Origin of the sequence: Haliscomenobacter sp., assembly GCF_040403615.1 — a bacterium.
Classification (GTDB): domain Bacteria; phylum Bacteroidota; class Bacteroidia; order Chitinophagales; family Saprospiraceae; genus Haliscomenobacter.
In genome coordinates this window covers 1-15,933 of sequence record NZ_JBBAKG010000069.1, presented here as the reverse complement: position 1 = coordinate 15,933, position 15,933 = coordinate 1, and the positions used below count along the sequence as shown (strand labels likewise).

Here is a 15,933-nt window from a genome sequence, read left to right as displayed (position 1 = left end):
ATTATTTGTGAAAAAAACCACTCAAAAAATGCTTTTTTTTAACTAAAAAAAAGCCAAAAAAAACTGATTTAGCGCTTAAAGGGATTAGAAAAAGCCGAATTGTTCACAAAAGACGTGTCGGTTAGCATTTTCAAAAAGGCAATCAAATCGGATTTATCCTGCGCGGTGAGCGGAAAAGGAACAATATTTGGGTCTTCATTCGCTACACCGTGACCTCCTCTGCTGTAATTGTCCAGTACTTCTTCCAGGTTTTTGAAGCGACCATCGTGCATATAAGGTGCGCTCAAGGCAACGTTGCGCAACGATGGTGTACGAAATTTTCCATTGTCAGAAAGGAGGCTGGTAATTTTTCCTCTTCCCAGGTCTTTGAAGGCGCTGAGGTTGGGTACAGCGTCCAGGCCATTGTTGTGGAAATTGTTGTCAGTAAACAGCGGATTGAAATGGCAATGGGAGCAACCAGGGTGTGCTTGGTTGCCTGCGTACTCAATAAAAAAAAGCTCCAGCCCACGTTGCTCCTCATCGCTGGGGAAATCATCCTTGGCCCAAACAATGCGGTCATAGCGCGATTGAGCACTGATCAGGGTGCGTTCAAATTGGGAAATCGCTTTGACCACCAGGTCTCGGGTAAGCTCCGTTTTGCGCGAAATACCAAAAGCTTCTCTAAAACGAGTAGGGTAATCCTTGTGTCTGCGCAACTTGCGTTCTACATTGTCCCAGGTATCGTCCATCTCCAGGTGGTCTTCGATGGGGAGCAGGGCCTGATTTTCAAGATCAACCGAACGACCGTCCCAGAAGAAGCCTCGGGTATTGTAAGCCAGGTTGACCAAGGGCATTGAACTACGGCTACCATTTTGGCCCCGAATCCCTTTACTATTGGCCAGTCCGTCAGTAAACCCCAAGGCTTGTTGATGGCAAGTAGCGCAAGCCTGGGTGCTGTCTCGCGAAAGAATGGGGTCATAAAATAGCATTCTTCCCAGTGCAACGCCTCCTTTGGTCAATTCATTTGCTGGCGTTGCTGGCAGTGGAGGCATCCACTTGGGAATACTTATGGTATATGCTTCGGGAGCATAATTGCCCGAAATCAAATCTGTATCGGGCTTGGGGTCTTCATTTTTGTCTGGTTTGCAGCCAAGCAAAGTCAGCAACAAGACAAGCAATATGGAGTAACGCATATCAGTACTGGTCATTCAGCGTGTTTAAAAATGCAATTAAATCAGCGCGGTCTTTTTTGCTCAGGTGCAACTCGCGCACATTGGGACTTACATTGATGCCTGGGTGACCGCCGGATGCGTAATGATCCAACACTTCATCCAGGGTTTTGAAACGTCCGTCGTGCATGTATGGTGCAGTGTATTTTAGATTGCGCAAAGTAGGCACTCGAAATTGGCCATTGTCGTTTCGGTTTCCGGTTACTGCTCCACGCCCTTTGTCGGGGTAATCATCCAGTGACAACGCTTCAACCAGACCATTGTTTTCAAATCCCAGGGTGCTGAATAAGGGATCGACGTGGCAATGGTTGCACTCAGAAGTCGGCACTGCCGGGGAAGCATCAAAAAAAATCGTCCAGCCCCGTTTTTCCTGAGGCGTAAACTGGGCTGCTTTACGCATTACCCGATCAAATTTGGTATCGGCACTGATCAGGGTGCGCTCGTATTGTGCCAGAGCCTTGCCTACCAACACGCTGTCCATTTCTTGAATAGACTGAATGCCAAATGCCTGGCGAAAAAGGATCGGATAATGCGGATGCTTTTGGATCTTTTTGACAATTTTTGGCCAGGAGGCATTCATTTCAACGGTGTCGCGTACGGGGTGTAAGGACTGTTCTTCCAGCGTCCCAACTCGCCCATCCCAAAACAATCCTTTGGCATAAAAACCGACATTCAACAAGGACATGGCACTGCGCTTACTCAGGTGGCCTTTTACCCCTTTGCTCAAGGCTTGGCCATCGGTGAATGCCAGTTTGGGCTGATGACAAGTACTACATGACATCTGGCCATTGCTGGACAGGATGGGGTCAAAAAAGAGCTTCCGCCCCAAAGCAATTCCTTCCCGAGTGAGTGGATTGTCGGATGGAATCACCATCACCGGGAAAGTAGGCGGATGAGGAGGCTTGATTGGGTGTGGCTGAAAAGGGGTATTTTGGATTTGCTGATCTTGCGCATTTTGACAAGAGCAAATATTCAATACACACAGCAGCAGACACAACCATTGCCAATCTTTGATAATCCACCCCAATGTCAGGTTCTTACTCATGGTGAATCGTCAGCGCCTGTTCAAGGTTGTCGCTGAGAAATTTAGCAATGGATCGATCGGTGGTGTGATCCTGGGTCACCTTACGGAAATCCAGGAAAGAGCCTGGTACGGCTACCAAAACCCGATGCAAGTCTACATCAATGGTGAGTGGGGTGCTGGATTTATCCTTGATTTCGATGTCGTGCCACATTGCCTTTTGCCGATAAAAATCATTTTGACCAACGTGGAAAGTCAGTTTGGTGGCAAATTTGCCGCTTTTATCCAGGTCAGCATTGCCTTCAATTTTGGTGAAGACGTACCCGGAAGCCCATGACCAGTAATTGTCATCCAAAGGGTGTGGTGGGGCGTATTTGCTGGGGCCAAAGGCATTCAAGTCGGCGGATACCCCTAAACCCAGTTTGATGCCTTTGTAGGTACCCGGAGGAATGTTTTTGATGGTGAAACTGATGCCTTTTTGCGCAGCATCGTCAGATTGGATGTTTTTGAAAGAAACCAATTCAACATCAATGAGCTTGGTGCTGTCGCCAGAAGGATTGGTGGTTTTCAGCAGAGAGACGTCCGAAATGTAAAACTGAAACAGTTGAAAACGCAAATCCGTGTTGGATTCGTAAGGATAGTTTGCGTTGAACATTTTCAGCGCCGCCTTGTCGAATAGCCCTTTGAAGGTCAAAGTCAATTCCCCTCCAGTATCTGAGGTTTCGGTATTTTTGTCGCAAGTAAACAAACCGATGCTGAGCAACAAACAACAAAGGATGGTCAATTTTTGCATGGATGGCATATTTAGGTACAACTCGGAAGTTTACGAAACCTCCAAGGTTTCGTAAACTTCAAACTCATGATTCTTACAATATATGAATGCCTAATTTACAAAAAAAGATCACAAACTCGTGCTGATTTGTGTCAGGGTGAAGGCTTTTTGCGATATATTATTGACAATTTTCTGACCGATCTGACTTGGCGTGTCCGTATTGACATTGACCCCTTGAAACAATACCCCGTAATCTACATCCATCAAGACGTTGAGAAAGTAGCCACGTTTGATTTTTTGGGGGGTGAAAGTCAGTTCAATCGTCCGCAGATTGGTTGGAGAGCTGATTTTGACATCAACGGTATCTTTGGCATAATACAAAAACCGCGAAAACACATACCCGTTTTGCCCCCCCAGGTACATGCCGTCGTATTTGCTGCTGCGCAAGGGATGGTCGCTGGGCAAACGCAAAGGGTTGGCCTGGTTCATCTCACCTCCGACCCCAATTGTGAATCGAAGCTTCGTGACGCTGGAAGTGTCGCGATAAGAAGAAATGTTCATGTCTGCCTGGTTGACGCCGCGTGCAAGTGCAAAGCTGTTGGCAATACTGATTTTGGCGGTATCCCCGGCTGATTTTTCCACGTAAACATCCAAGGGCTCCTGTACATTGATCACCTTGTTGCCTACGGAAACGATTTGAAAATTAGAGAGGTAAAAGCGCAAGTCTCCAAATCCAAACTTATTTCCAGCTCCATCGCTAAAAATCTTCTGGTTGTACACCATCGCTGTACCGTTGTATTTGTGACTCAAGCGAATGCGCAAGCCAGGGTATAAACAGCAGCCGCTACAGGGTTTGTCTGCGCCAAAAGAAAAATTGTTGGCGAAGGAATCGTTGCAGCCTTCTTCCCGAGTGGCACATGCTGTTAAAAACAGCAGGATTCCCAAAATAAAAACAGCATGATAACGCTTCAAAAATAGATCCATCGTACGCATTATTCCTGGTTTCCGGTTTCCTTTTCTTTGGCTTTCAAGCCTTTTTCGTAATCGCGAACCAGTTTTTTGACCATTTGTTTGACCTGCGATGTGAATTCCTTGTTGAGGATCCAGTTGTAGTACTGGCGGTCTTCGTACAAGGTTTCCCCAACTGGTTTGTTGATGTATTTGCCAAAATTGAAAACGATTTCGCCATTGACATCGCTGCGCAATTTTTGGGTGGCATCTACAAAACGGTTGTCGTTGGTAAATTCGTGCAAGACTTGCACATCATTTTTGATGGGGGTCTCTATGCGGATGCCATCTTCATCGAGGTAATCTATGTTTTCGTATTTGTCCAATTGCCCTTTGAATACATCAATGGTGGCGCGTACATCGGCCATGGCATCGTGGGCATCTTCGTGCTCTTTTTCGCAATAAAACTTGAGTGCGGCTTTGAGCGTGCGAGGCTCCATTTTATAGAAAATCCGTTGCACATCAATCAAGCGGCGCTTGCTGATGTCGAATTCCATCCCTACCCGGGCAAATTCTTCCATCAACATTGGGATGTCAAAGCGGTTGGAATTGTATCCGGCCAGATCGGCATTGCCAATGAAATCCCAGATCTTTTTGGACAATTGTTGGAAAGTAGGCTTGTTGGCCACGTCCTTGGGTTGGATGCCGTGTACCAGCATGGCTTCCAGTGAAATCGGAATGCCTGGATTGATCATCAAAGACAACTCTTGCGGCTCACGGCCATCTTTGAGGTATTTGATGATGGCAATTTGTACTATGCGGTCGCTTACTACATTGAGTCCGGTCGCTTCAATATCAAAAAAGCAGAGGTCTCGATCTAGATTCAAGTTCATTAAAGTAGAATGAAAGGTGAAATGTAAAGTAATTTATTGCGTCATGCAAAGGTATGGATTAATCCAGGGTTTTACGAATTTGAGCGTCCAGTGAATACCATCCGGGCCCCATCAAAAAGATGACCACATAAGGCACTAGATAGGTAATGGCATGTTCGCGCTCAACGAATGGCCTGCCTGCCTCGCCGTAGGTAATGGCCATGACCATATTGAAAATCAGTGGAATGCAGGCAAGTCGAGTGTACAAACCCAAAGCGATCAAAGCAGCACAAAATACTTCGGCAAATACGCAAAGGCCTAAAGTAACCTGATCGCCAAGGCCGAAAGGATCCAGAAATTGCACTGGATTTTCGGTCAGCAATTTCAAAAATTTGCTCTGTCCCCACAGTCCCATCATCAATCCGCCAAAAGCAAGCCTTAGCAAAAGCAAGGCTAAATCGTAATTTCTTCCGCTTTTCATATTCGTTTGAGTAAATTTGACCCGCCTAAATTAAGGGTAATGCTGGAAAATTTGCATTTCCCTCATTTTTTTGCGTCATACTTAGGAGATTCGCATTCAATTTCACCTATGCAAGGAATTCGCATCAGCGCCAATTTACTCTATTTGCTTGCAGGACTGCTGTTGCTCATCGGGTACTTTCTGAATTTGGGGGTTCAACCTTTATACATGGAAGAACCAAGGCGCAGCATCATTGCCATGGAACTGCTGGAAAATCGCAATTGGTGGGTGCCTACCTTAATCGGGGAATACTATTACAACAAGCCTCCTTTTTACAACTGGATATTGATCGGATTTGTAAAATTCCTGGGCGGATTTTCCGAATTCAATCTACGTTTGCCTACCGTTTTGGCCACCTTCGGAATTGCCGGATTGATGTATGGCGCTGGTAAAAAGCATGGACATGGTGGGCAACTGGGGTATTTGAGTGCCTTGTTGTTTTTGACTGCATCGGGGATTTTGCTGTTTTTTTCGATGTTGGCCGAGATCGATATGATTTATAGCCTGATTGTCTTTGTTGGGATATTGGCCGTTTTTCATTACGGTGAAAAAGAGCGCTATTGGCCCTTGTTTTTGCTCGTGTACCTGAGTTGCGCATTGGGCGTACTTACCAAGGGCTTGCCTTCATTTGTATTCACTGCCGTTTCCTTGTTGGTGTATTTTATTGACAAAAAGCGCTTCAAGGTGCTATTTCACCCTGCGCATTTCGCGGGCATTGCTTTATTGGGGCTGATTTTGTTTGGTTACTACTATCAATATGCTCAATACCACGATTTGAGCAGGGTATGGATGCGCATGTTGACTGAATCGGGCGACCGCACGGTGGCCAATAACTCCTGGAGTGAATTTTTCACTCATTTGATCGTGTTTCCGTTGAATTGGATAGGGGATATGGCGCCTGCCAGTTTACTCCTGGTATTTTTGTGGCGCAAGGACTGGAAAGCAGTGCTTTTGTCCCAAGAACGCTTCGTCCGTTTTTGTACCTTGATGTTGGTGTTCAATGCGCTCCTGTACTGGGTTTCGCCGGGCACCCGGATGCGTTATGTATACATGCTGTACCCTTTGGCCTGTATAATTTTGGCTTGGGTGTATCAACAGCGCAGCAGCGCTCCAGTCTGGACAGGGCGCGTTTTTCGCATTTTGGCGCTGATTCTCCTGGGGGTATTTGCCCTCGGCGCATTGGCCTTGCCATGGATTCCCGACCTGCAATTTATGAAAACCAGCCTTTATCCTTTGGCCGTGGCTACTGCCTTGGTCTTTGGGACTTGTTTTTGGAGCTGTTATCGCAAACCAGATCTGGCGCTGCCGCTATTATTGGTAGGTTTTGCCATCGCTAGATTGGTGTTTGATGTAACTGTGCTGCCGCAACGGAACCAGGAAGGCGGTGCTCAACGCGACCGCAAGTTGGCTCAACGCATAGACAACTTGGTGGGGGATGCCCCGCTGTATACCGCTTTTCAAGAAAAAGTGGTGGCTTATACCACCATTGTGTATTTAAACCAATTGCGCAACCGGGTAGTCAAACGCAAAGACCGCCTGCAAAAAGGCGATTTTTATTTGATCCCCTTAAAACGCGCCCCAAAAAACGCCGAGATCCTGCTCACAACTGAGTACGGTGATAAATTAAAAGCACTCATTAGGTTATGAAAAATGCCATCAAGCAACTGCTGAAAAAACTTCCGATTGCCTTTACCCAAAACCAACGTTATGATCGCCAAACCCAGGCGGTAATCAAAAAAGTATGCCGACCCGATAGCAATTGCATCGACGTGGGTTGCCACAAAGGAGAAGTACTGGATGTGATGTTGCAATATGCGACCAAGGGTCGCCATTTTGGTTTTGAACCCATTCCAGTACTATTTGCAGCATTGCAGGAAAAATACCGCGGCAGCCAGTGTACCATTCTGGACATTGCGCTTAGCAAGGAAGCTGGTGAAGCTACTTTTAATTATGTAGTGTCCAACCCGTCGTACAGTGGCCTGCAAAAACGCAAATACGATCGCCCTGATGAACAAGACACCTCCATCACCGTGCGTACTGCCAAAATGGACGAGGTGCTGCCAGTTGATTTGAAAGTCGATCTCATCAAGATTGACGTGGAAGGAGGTGAAATGCTGGTGTTGGAAGGCGCCCGCGAAACCTTGATCAAGCATAGCCCAATAGTGCTGTTTGAGCATGGTTTGGGGGCTTCAGACTATTATGGCGCTGGCCCCGAGCAGGTTTATACTTATTTTGAAGGTGTAGGTTACCAGATCAATACTCTCAAAGCCTGGTTGAATGCTGGACCAGCGCTTGATAAATCGGCATTTGAGCAACAGTTTTTCCAGAAGTTGAACTATTTTTTCATCGCGTGTCCGCGTTAAAAAATAACCTAAAATTGTTGTAAAACAGTCAACTACATCGCATTTGTTGAGCTATTTTTGAATCAAAATCAAGAATGCAAAACCGGAGGTCTCTTCTCAGTCTTTTTGTTTGTTGGGCCGCCCTCTTTGCAGCCCTGTTTTTCTATTACCCCAAATGGAACAAAGGCTTTACCGAAGCGACCATTAGTTGGGATGTTTCGGGGTATTACTATTATTTGCCAGCAACCTTCATTTACCACGATCTTCAGCATTTGTCTTTCAAGGATCAAATCCTGCAGCAATACCGGCCCACGGGCGATTTTCAGCAGGGCTATCAGTTGCCCAATGGAAATTTTGTTCTGAAATATTCCTGCGGGCAAGCCATATTGTATGCTCCTTTCTTTTTTGTGGCACATGCCTATGCCTCCTGGAGTGGGCAGTATCCAGCAGATGGTTTCTCTCTGCCCTACCAGGTAATGATTGCTTTCGGCAGTTTATTGGTGGCTTTTTTGGGGCTTTTTGTTTTGCGTCGGGTACTTTTGCGCTATTTTTCCGATCGAAGTACAGCAATCACCTTGCTGCTGTTGGTGCTGGGCAGCAATTACCTGGAGTACGCCAGCATCACGGGGGCGATGACCCACAATTACTTGTTCACCTTGTATGCCCTTTTATTGGCCACCACCATTCGTTTTTATGAAAAACCCACTTATTGGTCTGCACTGGACATTGGTGCGATCATTGGGCTGGCGGCATTGGTGCGCCCTACGGAAATCATGACGGCATTGGTTCCGCTATTGTGGGGACTAAGGTCGAATCTCCGTGCATCGATTGCCGAGAAGCTCACTTTTTTCAAATCTAATCTGCCCAAATTGGGATTGGCTGCGGTAACCTGTGTACTGATTGGATCATTGCAGTTGATTTATTGGAAAAGCGTATCCGGCCATTGGCTGGTGTACTCATATGGCGATGAACAAGGATTTGACTGGCTTCGTCCGCACATTTGGGATGGAATGATGAGCTACAAAAGTGGCTGGTTGATGTATTCGCCCATGATGGTTTTTTCCTTGATCGGATTCTGGCATTTGTACAAGCAGCAAAAAACTTTGTTTCTAACTGCACTGATTTATAGCGTCTTGTTCATTTACATCACCTTTGCCTGGAACATCTGGTGGTACGGGGGCAGCCTTGGGCAACGCGCCATGGTGCAAGCGTATCCTGTACTGGCGTTGCCGATGGCCGCTTTTGTGGAAGCAGCGTTGCAAACCAGGTATTGGAAGTACATTTTTGCAGTATTGAGCTTGCTGTTTGTTTACCTCAATCTTTGGTGGACGCATCAGGTGCACCTCGGAGGTTTGTTTATGGTAGAAGAAATGAATGGCGCTTATTATTGGAACGTGGTAGGTCGGCTCAAAGCCCGCGATGAGGAAACCTTGAAGTTGTTGGATACCAACGAGGGCGGGTTTGCAGGCTTGCGCGAGAATGTACGAACACTGTATTATGAAGATTTTGAAAAGGACACTGGATTCAACAATTGCGAATTGCCTGCGATCCAAGGGCAACGCAGTGGTTGCCTGGATACAAATCATACCAATACCATGATTTTTAGAGCAAGACTATCTCGATCCAATGCTAAATGGGTGCGGGTGAGTGCCGTTTTTCGCTGCCGCAGCAAGGAATGGAACATCTGGTTGAGCTCAAGATTAAACTTGATATTTTTCAAAGGAGATAACCTGATCAAAGCCAAATACATTAAAGTGTCTCGCCTTTTGAATGAAGGAGAAACCAAAGGGTTATTTCTCGATGTAAAGGCCCCCAAGGCAGCTTTTGACAGAGTAGAAGCATCCGTTCAGAGTGGGGGAAGTGTTTTCCCCTTGGCAGTTGATCAACTCCAAATAGAAGCTTTTGATGAAAAGCCAAATTGAACCTGATGCGCAAACTTTCTATAGTGATTCCTGCTTACAACGAAGGGAAAACGATTCATTCGGTTTTGCAAAAAGTTGCAGCGGTTCAGTTGTTACAAGGGATGGAAAAAGAAATCCTTATAGTAAATGATTGCTCTAGGGATAATACCGAAAGTATAATTCTGCAGTTCATTTCGGAGAATCCAGACATAGATGTGCAATACCTCAAGCACGAGGTCAATGCCGGAAAGGGTGCGGCATTGCATACCGGGATAGCCCACGCCAAAGGCGATTTTCTGGTGGTTCAGGATGCCGATTTGGAATACGATCCGGATGAGTACAACGAATTATTGCTTCCGGTGATCAAAGGCAAAGCCGATGTGGTGTATGGTTCGCGATTTATGGGCAGCAAGCCGCATCGGGTGTTGTTCTTTTGGCATTCCATTGGGAACAAGTTTTTGACTTTTCTATCCAATATGTTTACCAACCTGAACTTGACGGATATGGAAACAGGCTACAAGCTATTCAATACCCAAATGCTGCAAAGCTTGCAATTGGTTGAGAAACGCTTTGGATTTGAGCCAGAGGTCACCGCCAAAATTGCCCGCATCAAAGGGGTACGCATTTACGAAGTGGGAATTTCCTATTACGGGCGCACCTATGAGGAAGGAAAAAAAATTGGCTGGCGCGACGGGATGAGAGCGATTTATTGCATTTTAAAATATGGGTTGCTTAAAGTGTAGATACGTTCAGCTGTTTATGAATTGTACTGAAGTTATTTAACTTTGCGCCCGAAAACAAAATTTTACAAAAATGACTAGAGTACTGCTTTACATTGCCATTGTGATTTCATCACTCTTGAGCTTCACTGCTTGCCAAAAAGACGGCAACAAGGGTGGCAATTCAGCCAATGTGTACAACAACGATTTTGAATCCCATTTTGGATATACCCCCCACGTTGAAAAGGGCAAAGGTCATTCTGGCGAATGTTTTTACGCCATGGACTCGACCACCGAATACAGCCTTACTTTTATGAAAACTTTCAATAAGCTGTCTACCAACAGCTACGCGAAAGTAAAATACTCTACTTTCGTGTTGATGCCCGATGCAGACAACAGTGCTGCGTTGACCATCCAAATCTGGGACGGGGCAGGCAATCCCCTGAAAGTTGAATCCAAAATCGTGAAAGCTTCCGATATCGGTCAAAACAAATGGGTAGAAGTAAGCGCAGAGCTGAGCTTGGTCGGCTTGTACGCAGGCAACAATGAAATTAGGTGTTTTGTGCACAATCCCCTGCGTCAGGCCATTTACCTGGATGACATGCGGGTGGAGTTGTTTCAGTAACTCACCTTACCCATTCTTTGGCTCAAAAGGATAGGTAGCAAAAGATAAGTTCAGGGACTTTAAAAAGGATTGAATCCATTTTTATTATCCTGGAATTAGGATCAACAACATCTAGAATCTTGTAACCCTCGACTTTAGTCGGGGGGTATTGAGTGCCAGAGTTCTCTCACATCTAACATCCTTCCAGTGGCTTGTATCTACTACAACTTCATGATGCAGGCCTCTCGAAGGATGTTAGATGTAAAGAGTGTGTGTGCTTGCACCCCCGACTAAAGTCGAGGGTTACAAGATGATAGATGTGATTATTGCTAACACATAGTGTATTCAATCTTTTTGAAAATCATCGAACTCACGTTAATTTACTTACACCTTAAAATATGTTGTTAAAAGTTGCATTTTATTTAAAAACACAATGGACAAGGCTTGTCGATCCGTACTTTTTTTTCTGATTTTTTCCTCTTATCCACCAACCTTCGGTCAAATTTCTTTTGTACTGAAAACAGCCCCAAGCATTCATTTGCCGGATTACTCAAAATATGTATCAACTTTTTTTTATACCAATCCCAATCAAATTTTCATAAATAGTGATGTACTGCTGAGGTTTCTACTAGCGGACAAGTTTTATGTTGGAACTGGAGGAAGTTTTAGTACTTTGAAATCTGAAAATGGCTGTGTGAGTTACCCCAAATATCCTGAACCAAATTTAGCACCTGGCTACTTTACTTCAAATAAAAATTGTCGCCTCAGCATGACGGGAAGCTTCCAGACTTTTGGAATTCCTCTGGAATTTGGAATGTTGCTAGCTAAACCCAAATCAAAAAAAGGTTTCTCCATCAATATTTCTTACTTAACCTCTGCATGGTTCCAGAAAAAAAATTACTACAAAGGAGATACTCCGTATGGGGATAAGGCTGATTTTAAAGGCTTTAAGCTTTTTCCATTTGAGGTTAACGCATCTTTTGGGGGCTTTTATAGATTGAATAAAAAAAGTTTACTTTTTGTAGAAGGTACTTTTGGGATTCATAAAACGCTCATAAATTCAAAATCCATAGGTACGAATTTCGGCTTGAGTTATATGTTGTAGCATTTGGGTAACTGAAGAATTCTTTTGTATTTTGTACCCTCATTCTTCGGTAGTTGGTAACTCACACATATGCTAAAAACAACAAACAATCGATTTGTTTTCCTTTTTTCGGCCACGCTGCTGGAATCGCTGTGCATGAGTTACGGAATCAATCATTTGCCTCCTAAACCCGTTTCGTTGTTGTTTATGGCCTGCGGTTTGGCGGTGGGCATACTGGCCTTGCTGAAACCTCAGCACGATTTCAAGCCCATCCCGCGTTACGCCTTTTGGATCATGTTGTTGCCGTTGGTGCTGCTGCTGGCCTGGTCGATCCCCAAAATTGGAGTACTCTTCAGCAGCATCCCGGTTGATTACAAAATTGCCGACATGTTGCCGATCATGGACATCATGTGCCGGCGCTTTGTCAATGGCACGGGGGTATACCGCATCATTCCCGAGATTTGGGAGGGCATGCAGCCCATTTATCTGCCGGCCATGTGGTTGCCTTATTTGATTGCCACGGAGTTGGGGGTTGATTTGCGTTGGGTGACGGTGTTGTGTGTTTTCGGGACATTGGGTTTAATTTATGTCTGGAAGCCCAAAGCCTTGCAGTTCAGTTGGGCATCTTTGGCCGCTTACCTACCGGCGGCGGTGTGCATTTATTCCATCATGGTTTGGGATACCCGCGATTTGACCATGGCCGACGAAGGGCCGGTGATCGCTTTTTATGTTCTCCTGGTTTGGGCCATTTGGCAAAAGAACCCCTGGTTTGTTGGCATTGCCTTGGCTTTGAGTGTGCTGACACGGTACAGTTTGTTGCCCTGGATTCCGTGCTACGGGTTGTGGGTATGGTTTTTTCAATCCCGCAAAGATGCCTACATCATCACTGGATCTTCGGTCGTGGTGGGCTTTCTGCTGATGGTTTCAACGGGTGCCATTGCGGAGTTGGAGATGTTCATGAGCTTGCCCAAGCATTACATCACGGCGGCGATGGGAAAAGACTATGAAAAAATTCTGGGTTTCATTCAGAATGGCCCCGGTCTGGCCAAATTTGTGACCAAGGATCAATTGCCCATTTTGCACCGCTTGAACATTGGCCTCACCTTTGCTGTTCCGGCGCTGGTTTTTGCCTTGTATTACCGGTTTCGGGCGGCATTTAATCCAGAACTATTTGCCATTGGCGTGCTCAAATTGACGCTGGTGATTTTTCTAAATCTGCTGATTGTACCCATTCGTAATCTGTTTTTGCCTTCGGTTTTCCTGTCCTTGGCCATTCTGGTTTTTTACAGCCAGGTCAAGAAAACAACAACTGCAGCAACTGAGTAACTCACATTACGTAGTATCAAAATGTTCGTCTAATCTAAAATTTTCACAGCAATGCGGAAAAGGCCTTATTGAAATCCCGATTTTGCGGAAGTGGAGGCGGGTTAAGCGAAAAACTGTTTGAGCCCCGACGCAGGAGGGGCGAGTTTTTTTCGCGCCGCCGGAGCTTTCGCAAAATCGTAGGATTTCAATACAGCCTTGATTTTTTTGGTTACTTTTTGTATCAGACAAAAAGTGACAAATATTCAATTGCGGTTCAACTACTCAGCACATCCATAGAAATTTATCGTTTGAACGGACCCAAATACCGTGTTTACTGCGCAATGTGAGTAAGTAATTTTTTGCGTCAGACTAACGAATAGTCAACCAAAACGACCCACCGTGCTGCTCTACACCTTTGAGGTTGGGATGCGCCCAGAGTGGCTCCAGAATTGCTCGCAATTCAGCATCCTGATCTACAAAATAATTGGGCATCAGGGGTTGAAAGCGTTGGGCGTTGGCCAACAAAAATGCCGCCAATCCATATTGCTCCGAGTAAAAGCGATCGCACATGAATTGTGGATAATCGTAAGGCAGGTAGATGTCGTGGATGTGTACAATTACGCCAGGTTTGAGCTTGGGCAACACTTCCATGAAAAAAACCATTGCGTCCGAATTGGGCAGGATGCGGTGAGAGTTGTCTACAAACAGGATATCGTTGGCTTCCAAATCAAACAGGAAATCAAAATTGGTTTGTTCAAAAGGTGCCCTGATGATCTGATCGGCCAGATGATCGATTTCTGCCCGGGGCATTGGGTCGATGGAGATGATTTGGGTACTCAAACCATTGTCCACGATGGCGCGCCGGGCCACTTTGGTAGAATTCCCTGAGCCGATTTCTACGTATTTTTTGGGCTGAAAAATGGGCAAAAATGCGTACAAATTCGCAATATCCATACCGGGCAAAAAGCCGTTGTTCCAACCTGGTTCGTTTACATCCTTTTGTTGATCAGCGGGTTGAATGGCCTGAATTTGACTTTGGAAACCCATTACTTTGTGCAACAAATCCCGGTACTCGCTCCGCCGGGCATCGATGATTTTGTACAAAAGCTCGTGTGGAGGTTTGCCATGGCCATAGCGTGGCTGAAATTCCACCTTGTATTCCAAAAATAAGGACTGAAACCGAGGATGGAGAAAACGGTAGAGGCGCTTCATTTTATTCGTTTAGGGTTTTAGAATTTGGGTTGCACCCAATTTTTTACGTTTCTGCTAAAATGAATGCAACCCAAAACTCAAAACTTTTAAGGCTTAGTTACCCCTTCCTTGATGGCTTCTTCTTGATAGCCATGCAATTGAATCGGGTCTTTCGTTTTGCGCAAGCGCATGTTCAAAGCTTCTACGAACAAGGAGAACGCGATAGAGAAGTACAAATAGCCCTTAGGCACTGTGCCTACTTCTGAGCCTCCAATGCTCAAGTGCGCAAGGTGGGCGCCTTCGGCAATTAGCATGAAGCCAATCATAATCAAGAAAGCCAATCCCAACATTTGCACCGTAGGGTGGCGGTTGACAAAGCGACCTACCGGGCCAGCAAATGCCATCATGATCAGGATGGAAATGACCACAGATACGATCATGATGAACAAGTCTCTGGTCAATCCTACCGCTGTCAAAATTGAATCAAAAGAGAAAACAATGTTGATCAGGGCAATTTGTACAATGACTTTGGGTAAAGAAGCAAAGATTTTTGCTCCTTGATTCATCTCATCATCTACTGCCGCAGCGCCTTCCAGTTTGTGGTGGATTTCGCTGGTTGCCTTGTACAGCAAAAACAATCCGCCAGCAAACAGGATCAAACTTTGTCCCGTAAAACCTGCGTGAATGAAACTACCGTGGATGTTGAAAATCGGATTTTGCATGGCAATCAGGTAAGAGATTCCAAAGAGCAAGATGATCCGAAAAACCATCGCCAAGAGCATCCCGACGTTGCGGGCTTTGGCTTGATCCGTAGGGTTCAATTTGTTGGCTGCGATAGAAATGAAAATGATGTTGTCGACACCCAGTACAATTTCCAGGAAAGTGAGGGTGATCAGGCTTATCCACACCTGTGGATCGGCAAAATTGGGTAACATTAACGTAGTCGATTCCATATTGGGTCTACTGTGATTTTTGCAATGTTAAGGATTTTTTAGCGGCTAAATCCAATTTTTTGGCGCTGATTGTCGACTTTTGAGCCTGCTAGTGCAAGCCAAATATTTACAATCTGCACACAATTCCCTCAATACCATGAAGTATCGGCGTTTTTCTCCATCAGAACTTTCTACGCTCGAACCTGATTTTGTGCGCTTTCTGGCACTCAATGGCATTCCTGCCGATGAGTGGGAGCGGATGAAAGCAACTCAAAACCCTCAGGTAGAAGAACTGATTGAGCAATTCAGCGATGCAGTATTTGAGCGTACGCTTCAGGATATCGAATACCTCGAATTCCGATTGCCCAAAGATATTAAGACCTTTCATTGCCAAAAGGAAAAAATCGTTTTAATGGGATTGGTTCTCGACGGAAATACGGAAATTGGCTTCGATGCGGCAGATTCGGTGGAGTTGGTTGCCCAAAAAATGCAAGAAGGTCAATTGCACATGCGC

General features: G+C 45.4%; 16 protein-coding genes. 8 read left to right on the top strand and 8 right to left on the bottom strand.

What is annotated here, in order from left to right:
* Window positions 1-68 precede the first annotated feature (68 nt).
* From ABW391_RS19780 to ABW391_RS19755, 6 genes are all read right to left on the bottom strand, one after another.
* The gene (locus ABW391_RS19780; protein ID WP_353483639.1) at window positions 69-1,187 is read right to left on the bottom strand and encodes a cytochrome-c peroxidase; all 1,119 of its coding nucleotides are present in this window, start codon (window positions 1,185-1,187) and stop codon (window positions 69-71) included.
* Window positions 1,174-2,253 (bottom strand): cytochrome-c peroxidase, encoded by a 1,080-nt coding sequence (locus ABW391_RS19775; protein WP_353483638.1) that lies wholly within the window; start codon window positions 2,251-2,253, stop codon window positions 1,174-1,176. Before ABW391_RS19775 ends, ABW391_RS19780 begins: the two co-directional genes overlap by 14 nt.
* Window positions 2,246-3,022 carry an MbnP family protein gene (locus ABW391_RS19770; RefSeq protein WP_353483637.1) on the bottom strand — a complete coding sequence of 259 codons (777 nt, stop codon included), beginning with the start codon at window positions 3,020-3,022 and terminating at the stop codon, window positions 2,246-2,248. The genes ABW391_RS19775 and ABW391_RS19770 overlap by 8 nt, the downstream gene beginning before the upstream one ends.
* 108 nt (window positions 3,023-3,130) lie before the next feature.
* The gene (locus ABW391_RS19765; protein ID WP_353483636.1) at window positions 3,131-3,994 is read right to left on the bottom strand and encodes an MbnP family protein; all 864 of its coding nucleotides are present in this window, start codon (window positions 3,992-3,994) and stop codon (window positions 3,131-3,133) included.
* A complete protein-coding gene (locus ABW391_RS19760) occupies window positions 3,994-4,842 on the bottom strand; it encodes an exonuclease domain-containing protein (RefSeq protein ID WP_353483635.1) in 849 nt (282 codons plus the stop codon). The genes ABW391_RS19765 and ABW391_RS19760 overlap by 1 nt, the downstream gene beginning before the upstream one ends.
* 58 nt (window positions 4,843-4,900) lie before the next feature.
* Complete coding sequence (locus ABW391_RS19755) at window positions 4,901-5,302, bottom strand: DoxX family protein (protein ID WP_353483634.1); 402 nt, start codon at window positions 5,300-5,302, stop codon at window positions 4,901-4,903.
* A gap of 108 nt (window positions 5,303-5,410) precedes the next feature.
* On the opposite strand from ABW391_RS19755, the gene ABW391_RS19750 reads away from it, so the two are divergent.
* The 7 genes from ABW391_RS19750 (at window position 5,411) to ABW391_RS19720 (ending at window position 13,317) form a co-directional block, all read left to right on the top strand.
* Window positions 5,411-6,988 (top strand): ArnT family glycosyltransferase, encoded by a 1,578-nt coding sequence (locus ABW391_RS19750; protein ID WP_353483633.1) that lies wholly within the window; start codon window positions 5,411-5,413, stop codon window positions 6,986-6,988.
* Window positions 6,985-7,704 carry an FkbM family methyltransferase gene (locus ABW391_RS19745; RefSeq protein WP_353483632.1) on the top strand — a complete coding sequence of 240 codons (720 nt, stop codon included), beginning with the start codon at window positions 6,985-6,987 and terminating at the stop codon, window positions 7,702-7,704. Before ABW391_RS19750 ends, ABW391_RS19745 begins: the two co-directional genes overlap by 4 nt.
* A gap of 74 nt (window positions 7,705-7,778) precedes the next feature.
* Window positions 7,779-9,605, top strand: a complete 1,827-nt coding sequence (locus ABW391_RS19740) for a glycosyltransferase family protein (protein WP_353483631.1) — start codon at window positions 7,779-7,781, stop codon at window positions 9,603-9,605.
* Window positions 9,606-9,610: 5 nt separating this feature from the next.
* Entirely contained in the window at window positions 9,611-10,327 is a 717-nt protein-coding gene (locus ABW391_RS19735) for a glycosyltransferase family 2 protein (protein ID WP_353483630.1), read from the top strand.
* Window positions 10,328-10,397: 70 nt separating this feature from the next.
* Window positions 10,398-10,928: a hypothetical protein gene (locus ABW391_RS19730; protein WP_353483629.1), complete on the top strand. Its 531-nt coding sequence runs from the start codon at window positions 10,398-10,400 to the stop codon at window positions 10,926-10,928.
* Between the two features lie 412 nt (window positions 10,929-11,340).
* Entirely contained in the window at window positions 11,341-12,012 is a 672-nt protein-coding gene (locus ABW391_RS19725) for a hypothetical protein (protein WP_353483628.1), read from the top strand.
* A 69-nt stretch (window positions 12,013-12,081) separates the two neighbouring features.
* Window positions 12,082-13,317 (top strand): hypothetical protein, encoded by a 1,236-nt coding sequence (locus tag ABW391_RS19720; RefSeq protein ID WP_353483627.1) that lies wholly within the window; start codon window positions 12,082-12,084, stop codon window positions 13,315-13,317.
* Between the two features lie 348 nt (window positions 13,318-13,665).
* On the opposite strand, the gene ABW391_RS19715 is transcribed toward ABW391_RS19720, so the two are convergent.
* Window positions 13,666-14,508: a class I SAM-dependent methyltransferase gene (locus ABW391_RS19715; protein ID WP_353483626.1), complete on the bottom strand. Its 843-nt coding sequence runs from the start codon at window positions 14,506-14,508 to the stop codon at window positions 13,666-13,668.
* An 86-nt stretch (window positions 14,509-14,594) separates the two neighbouring features.
* Entirely contained in the window at window positions 14,595-15,422 is an 828-nt protein-coding gene (locus tag ABW391_RS19710; protein ID WP_353483625.1) for a TerC family protein, read from the bottom strand.
* A 154-nt stretch (window positions 15,423-15,576) separates the two neighbouring features.
* Between ABW391_RS19710 and ABW391_RS19705 the strand changes: the two genes are divergently transcribed.
* Window positions 15,577-15,933, top strand: a 357-nt coding sequence (locus ABW391_RS19705; protein ID WP_353483624.1) for a DUF6495 family protein, incomplete at its 3' end; no start/stop codon positions are given.

Excerpts from the sequence above, each read along its gene's own strand:
- ABW391_RS19775 (WP_353483638.1), bottom strand. The coding sequence starts at position 2,253 with ATGAGTAAGAACCTGACATTGGGGTGGATTATCAAAGATTGGCAATGG.
- ABW391_RS19715 (WP_353483626.1), bottom strand. The coding sequence starts at position 14,508 with ATGAAGCGCCTCTACCGTTTTCTCCATCCTCGGTTTCAGTCCTTATTT.
- ABW391_RS19760 (WP_353483635.1), bottom strand. The coding sequence starts at position 4,842 with ATGAACTTGAATCTAGATCGAGACCTCTGCTTTTTTGATATTGAAGCG.
- ABW391_RS19765 (WP_353483636.1), bottom strand. The coding sequence starts at position 3,994 with ATGCGTACGATGGATCTATTTTTGAAGCGTTATCATGCTGTTTTTATT.
- ABW391_RS19735 (WP_353483630.1), top strand. The coding sequence starts at position 9,611 with ATGCGCAAACTTTCTATAGTGATTCCTGCTTACAACGAAGGGAAAACG.
- ABW391_RS19740 (WP_353483631.1), top strand. The coding sequence starts at position 7,779 with ATGCAAAACCGGAGGTCTCTTCTCAGTCTTTTTGTTTGTTGGGCCGCC.
- ABW391_RS19750 (WP_353483633.1), top strand. The coding sequence starts at position 5,411 with ATGCAAGGAATTCGCATCAGCGCCAATTTACTCTATTTGCTTGCAGGA.
- ABW391_RS19780 (WP_353483639.1), bottom strand. The coding sequence starts at position 1,187 with ATGACCAGTACTGATATGCGTTACTCCATATTGCTTGTCTTGTTGCTG.
- ABW391_RS19770 (WP_353483637.1), bottom strand. The coding sequence starts at position 3,022 with ATGCAAAAATTGACCATCCTTTGTTGTTTGTTGCTCAGCATCGGTTTG.
- ABW391_RS19745 (WP_353483632.1), top strand. The coding sequence starts at position 6,985 with ATGAAAAATGCCATCAAGCAACTGCTGAAAAAACTTCCGATTGCCTTT.
- ABW391_RS19730 (WP_353483629.1), top strand. The coding sequence starts at position 10,398 with ATGACTAGAGTACTGCTTTACATTGCCATTGTGATTTCATCACTCTTG.
- ABW391_RS19720 (WP_353483627.1), top strand. The coding sequence starts at position 12,082 with ATGCTAAAAACAACAAACAATCGATTTGTTTTCCTTTTTTCGGCCACG.
- ABW391_RS19725 (WP_353483628.1), top strand. The coding sequence starts at position 11,341 with ATGGACAAGGCTTGTCGATCCGTACTTTTTTTTCTGATTTTTTCCTCT.
- ABW391_RS19755 (WP_353483634.1), bottom strand. The coding sequence starts at position 5,302 with ATGAAAAGCGGAAGAAATTACGATTTAGCCTTGCTTTTGCTAAGGCTT.
- ABW391_RS19710 (WP_353483625.1), bottom strand. The coding sequence starts at position 15,422 with ATGTTACCCAATTTTGCCGATCCACAGGTGTGGATAAGCCTGATCACC.